General features: G+C 63.1%; 6 protein-coding genes and 1 riboswitch. Of the genes, 3 read left to right on the top strand and 3 right to left on the bottom strand.

Going from position 1 to position 4,218, the window contains the following annotated elements; all coding sequences use genetic code 11:
• A partial coding sequence (locus Q0K43_RS10495) for a cation:proton antiporter domain-containing protein (RefSeq protein WP_297290477.1) occupies positions 1 to 449 on the bottom strand: 449 nt, incomplete at its 3' end.
• Between the two features lie 52 nt (positions 450 to 501).
• Positions 502 to 574, bottom strand: a riboswitch (Fluoride riboswitch).
• Positions 575 to 656: 82 nt separating this feature from the next.
• On the opposite strand from Q0K43_RS10495, the gene Q0K43_RS10500 reads away from it, so the two are divergent.
• Together Q0K43_RS10500 and Q0K43_RS10505 are read left to right on the top strand one after the other, a co-directional pair.
• A complete protein-coding gene (locus Q0K43_RS10500; protein ID WP_297290478.1) occupies positions 657 to 1,430 on the top strand; it encodes a TatD family hydrolase in 774 nt (257 codons plus the stop codon).
• A gap of 44 nt (positions 1,431 to 1,474) precedes the next feature.
• Positions 1,475 to 2,092, top strand: a complete 618-nt coding sequence (locus Q0K43_RS10505) for a TatD family nuclease-associated radical SAM protein (protein ID WP_297290479.1) — start codon at positions 1,475 to 1,477, stop codon at positions 2,090 to 2,092.
• Positions 2,093 to 2,135: 43 nt separating this feature from the next.
• Here Q0K43_RS10505 and Q0K43_RS10510 read toward each other — a convergent pair whose 3' ends face one another.
• Positions 2,136 to 2,369, bottom strand: coding sequence for an HPr family phosphocarrier protein (locus Q0K43_RS10510; protein WP_297290480.1), 234 nt, complete (start codon positions 2,367 to 2,369; stop codon positions 2,136 to 2,138).
• Positions 2,370 to 2,498: 129 nt separating this feature from the next.
• Here Q0K43_RS10510 and mtaB point away from each other — a divergent pair, with 129 nt between their 5' ends.
• Positions 2,499 to 3,812: a tRNA (N(6)-L-threonylcarbamoyladenosine(37)-C(2))-methylthiotransferase MtaB gene (gene mtaB / locus Q0K43_RS10515; RefSeq protein ID WP_297290481.1), complete on the top strand. Its 1,314-nt coding sequence runs from the start codon at positions 2,499 to 2,501 to the stop codon at positions 3,810 to 3,812.
• Here the strand turns inward: mtaB and Q0K43_RS10520 are convergent.
• On the bottom strand, positions 3,790 to 4,218 hold a 429-nt coding region (locus Q0K43_RS10520), incomplete at its 5' end, for an FUSC family protein (protein ID WP_297290482.1). The two genes, mtaB and Q0K43_RS10520, sit on opposite strands and share 23 nt — an antisense overlap.

Genomic DNA, 4,218 nt, shown 5'->3' on the forward strand with positions numbered 1-4,218 from the left:
ATCTGGGGAATGCCCTTGGCGGTGCCGTAGCCCTCCTCCATCAGGCGCAGCATCCGGGGCACAATGACGGCGGGGGACACCGCGCCCACCACCGCCCCCATGATGGCGGCGTCCAGGGTACTCACCCCCAGCAGCCGGGGGGCAAGCACCACCATGCCCAGCACCTCAAAGGCGGCGGGCAGGAAGCACATAAGGATGGCGGGCCGCCCCGCCCGGCGCAGATCCTCCACGTCCAGGCTCAGCCCCGCCCGGGTGAGAATAATGACCAGGGCCAGCTGCCGCAGGTCGGCGGAGATGCCCAGCAGGGAGGGGGAGAGCAAATTGAGGATGCAGGGCCCCAGCAAAATGCCCGCCAGCAGCATACCCACCAGGGAGGGCAGCCGCAGCCTGGTAGCCAGGGTGCCCAGCACCAGGCCCAGCAGCAGCACGAAGCCTAAACTTGTTAACATAACGCACATCATCCCTTCCAGAGGGCAAAAAAAGAGCCAATGCCCCCTGCAACAATTTGCAGAAGTCATCAGCCAGACGGCGGTTCGGGCAAATGCCCCGGGCGGACCTCATCCCCGTATTTCCTGGGGCAGTATACCACAGGCCATTCCTCTTGTCAACGGTGGGAAAAGGGAGTATGATGGAAAAAACGACAACGGGAGGCCCTTATGATCTTCGATACCCACGCCCACTACTATGACGACGCCTTTGACGCCGACCGGGACGCCCTGCTCTCCGCGCTGCCGGAGCAAGGGGTGGATCTGGTGGTGTGTCCCGGCTGCGATCTGGAGAGTTCCCGGCAGTCTATGGCCCTGGCGGAGGGTTACGACTACCTCTATTTTGCAGCCGGCTTCCACCCGGAGAATCTGGAGGGGGCGACCCTGGATCAACTGGATCAGCTGCGTCCTCTGCTGAACCACAAGAAATGCGTGGCGGTGGGGGAGATCGGCCTGGATTACTACTGGGTCAAGACCCCGGAGGAGCGGGCCAACTCCCGGGACTTTTTCGACGCCCAGCTCTCCCTGGCGGAGGAGCTGGATCTGCCCGCCATCGTCCACGACCGGGACGCCCATAAGGACTGCATGGATATCGTAAAGGCCCATCCCAACGTGCGGGGGGTGTTCCACTGCTGCGCCCTGGGACCGGAGGACGCCAAGCGGGCGGTGGACTGGGGCTGGATGCTCTCCTTTACCGGCAACATCACCTTCAAGAACGCCCGCCGGGCCCCGGAGATCCTGGGGTGGCTGCCCCTGAACCGGCTTATGCTGGAGACCGACGCCCCCTATATGGCCCCCGAGCCCTACCGGGGCCGCCGGTGTGACTCCTCCCTTATCCCCCTCATGGCCCAGACGGTGGCCCAGCTGAAAGGCCTCACCACCGAGGAGGTTCTGCGCATCACCCTGGAGAATGGAAAACGGTTTTTTGGTATTCAATCAATGTAGGGGCGGCCTTTCTGGCCGCCCGTGAAAAGGAGTGGAACAAAATCATGATGACCATTTCCTACGAGTACGAAGGCGCCCTCTATGTGAACCTGACCAACCGGTGCGACTGCCGGTGTGTGTTCTGCCTGCGGCACAACGGCCACAAGGGCTCCATCTACGCCGACGATCTGTGGCTGGAGCATGAGCCCACCCGGCAGGAGGCCCTGGACGACCTGCTCTCCCGGGACTATTCCCTGTACCGGGAGCTGGTGTTCTGCGGCTTCGGCGAGCCTATGTACCGCACCGACGATATCCTGTGGCTGGTGGATCAGCTGAAGGAGAAGGTACCCAACCTGCCCCCCATTCGCATCAACACCAACGGCCACGCCAACCTGATTCTGGGCCGGGACGTGACGCCCGAGCTGAAAGGCCGCATCGATACCATCTCTATCTCCCTCAACGGCTCCACCCCGGAGGAGTACTGCGCCGTCACCCAGCCCAGGGACGGGGTCAAGGCTTGGGAGGCCATGCTGGACTTTGCCAAAAAGGCCAGGGAATATGTGGCCCATGTGGTGATGACCATCGTGGACAAGGACAAGACCCAGGCGGAGATCGACCGCTGCCGGGCCATCACGGAGGAGCTGGGAGTCACCCTCCGCATCCGGGCCTATATCGAGGATTAAAAACAGCTGGGGCGCTGCAACGCAGCGCCCCAGCTGTTTTACTTCACTTGACAAAGGCGGCTACCGCCTGGCGGAAGGCGGCCTGATCCCCGTCGCTGCCGTGAAGGCGGATGGTCACCGGATGGGACAGGTCCAGGGAGAACAGCCCCATAATGGACTTGCCGTCCACCACATAGCGGCCGGCGCATACGTCCACCTCGCAGGGGGAGCGGGTGGCGGCGTTGACAAACTGGCGAACCTCCTCAATGGAGGCCAGAGAGACCTGGAACTCAGACATGGGACACCTCCACAATGAACTGCTTGCAAAATAGCCGGTTCAGTTTATAATAGAACATACGATTCGTTATCTATTATAGCAGGCGCCGGGGGATTTTCAACCAAAATCTTCCGGCCGGAGAGGAACGGTATGCGTACAGCGATCTATACCCTGGGCTGTAAGGTGAACCAGTACGAGACCCAGGCCATGGAGGCGGAGCTGACCCGGCGGGGCCACACCCTGGTCCCCTTTGACGGGGAGGCCGACGCCTATATTATCAATACCTGTACCGTCACGGCGGTGAGCGACAAGAAATCCCGTCAGATGATCCGGCAGGCCCGCAAGCGCGCCCCCCACGCCATTGTGGCGGTGTGCGGCTGCTACGCCCAGACAGACCCCCAGGCCGTGGAGGAGCTGGAGGTAGACCTGGTGATGGGCACCAATGACCGCATGGGCTTTTTGGACCGGCTGGAGGCCCTGAGCCCCGACGGAGGCATGGTGGTGGAGGTGGACGACGCCCTCCGCCGCCGCACCTTCGAGCGGCTGAGCGCCGGCGGTCTGGAGGGCCGCACCCGGGCTATGCTCAAGGTGGAGGACGGCTGCGTCAACTTCTGCACCTACTGCATCATTCCCTACGCCCGTGGGCCGATCCGCTCCCTGCCCGCCGGCGAGGCCGCCGCCCAGGCCGCCAGACTGGCCGCCGAGGGCTACAAGGAGCTGGTACTCACCGGCATTGAGATCTCCTCCTGGGGCCGGGACCTGGAGGGCAGGCCGGAACTGACCGACCTCATCGAGGCGGTGTGCGCTGCCGCCCCGGATTGCCGGGTGCGGCTGGGCTCCCTGGAGCCCCGCACCATCACGGAGGATTTCTGCCGCCGGGTAGCCGCCATCCCCAACCTGTGCCCCCACTTCCACCTGTCCATGCAGTCGGGCTGCGACAGCGTTTTGAAGCGGATGAACCGGAAATATGATACCGCACGGTATTATGAGAGCGTCAGATTACTGCGGGAATACTTTGATCGGCCCGGCATCACCACCGACCTCATTGTGGGCTTCCCCGGTGAGACCGAGGAGGAGTTTCAGCAGACCCTGGACTTTGTGAAGAAGTGCGCCTTCTCCGCCATGCACATCTTCCCCTACTCCCGCCGTACCGGCACCCCGGCGGCGGCAATGGCCGGACAGATATCCAATGGGGTGAAGGAGGAGCGGGCCCACCGGGCGGGTGAGGCGGCTCGCCAGCTGCACCGCACCTGGCTGGAGAGCTGGGTGGGGCAGACCCTGCCCGTCCTCTTCGAGGAGGAGAAGGACGGCCTGTGGCGGGGCCACGCCCCCAACTACACCGAGGTCTTTGTCCCCGGCCAGGGATTACACAATGTGATACGGGACGTAAAAATAACAGGCCTTCATGGCGAAGGCCTGTTGGGCGAACTTGTGCCGCCGGTCACCGACGGGTTTTTGACTTGAACTTGTCCAGCAAAGGCTCCAGCCGCGCCCGAGGGAGGAGATAGTTGATGAGCAGGGACATGGCCACGCCCACGCCGGTGTCAAACATCCGGTTGAGGGCGTAGGACACATAGGTGTCCACCGGGGTGTTGAAGAGGACGATGCACAGCACCACGCCGCCGGGCTGCACCGCCCCCACCCAGAAGAACTGGGCCAGCAGGATGAGGATGATGACGCCCACGAACAAAAGGGGTACCAGCAGCAGTCGGTTCTCCCCGTCGGGGTAGAAGATCAGATAGATGCGGAACAGGCCCATCCCCAGAAAGCCGCCGATGATGGTGCCGAACAGGCGGTTGCCGCCGTGGAGCTTGGAGTGGTCCATGTTGGCCCCCATGCCGAAGATGGCGCCGATGCAGGCGAAGGTGGG

The sequence above is a fragment of the uncultured Flavonifractor sp. genome, assembly GCF_944383115.1.
In the GTDB taxonomy this organism is placed as follows: Bacteria; Bacillota; Clostridia; order Oscillospirales; family Oscillospiraceae; genus Flavonifractor.

Coding starts and splice junctions, on each gene's coding strand:
- Q0K43_RS10500 (WP_297290478.1), top strand. CDS start 657: ATGATCTTCGATACCCACGCCCACTACTATGACGACGCCTTTGACGCC.
- Q0K43_RS10510 (WP_297290480.1), bottom strand. CDS start 2,369: ATGTCTGAGTTCCAGGTCTCTCTGGCCTCCATTGAGGAGGTTCGCCAG.
- mtaB (WP_297290481.1), top strand. CDS start 2,499: ATGCGTACAGCGATCTATACCCTGGGCTGTAAGGTGAACCAGTACGAG.
- Q0K43_RS10505 (WP_297290479.1), top strand. CDS start 1,475: ATGATGACCATTTCCTACGAGTACGAAGGCGCCCTCTATGTGAACCTG.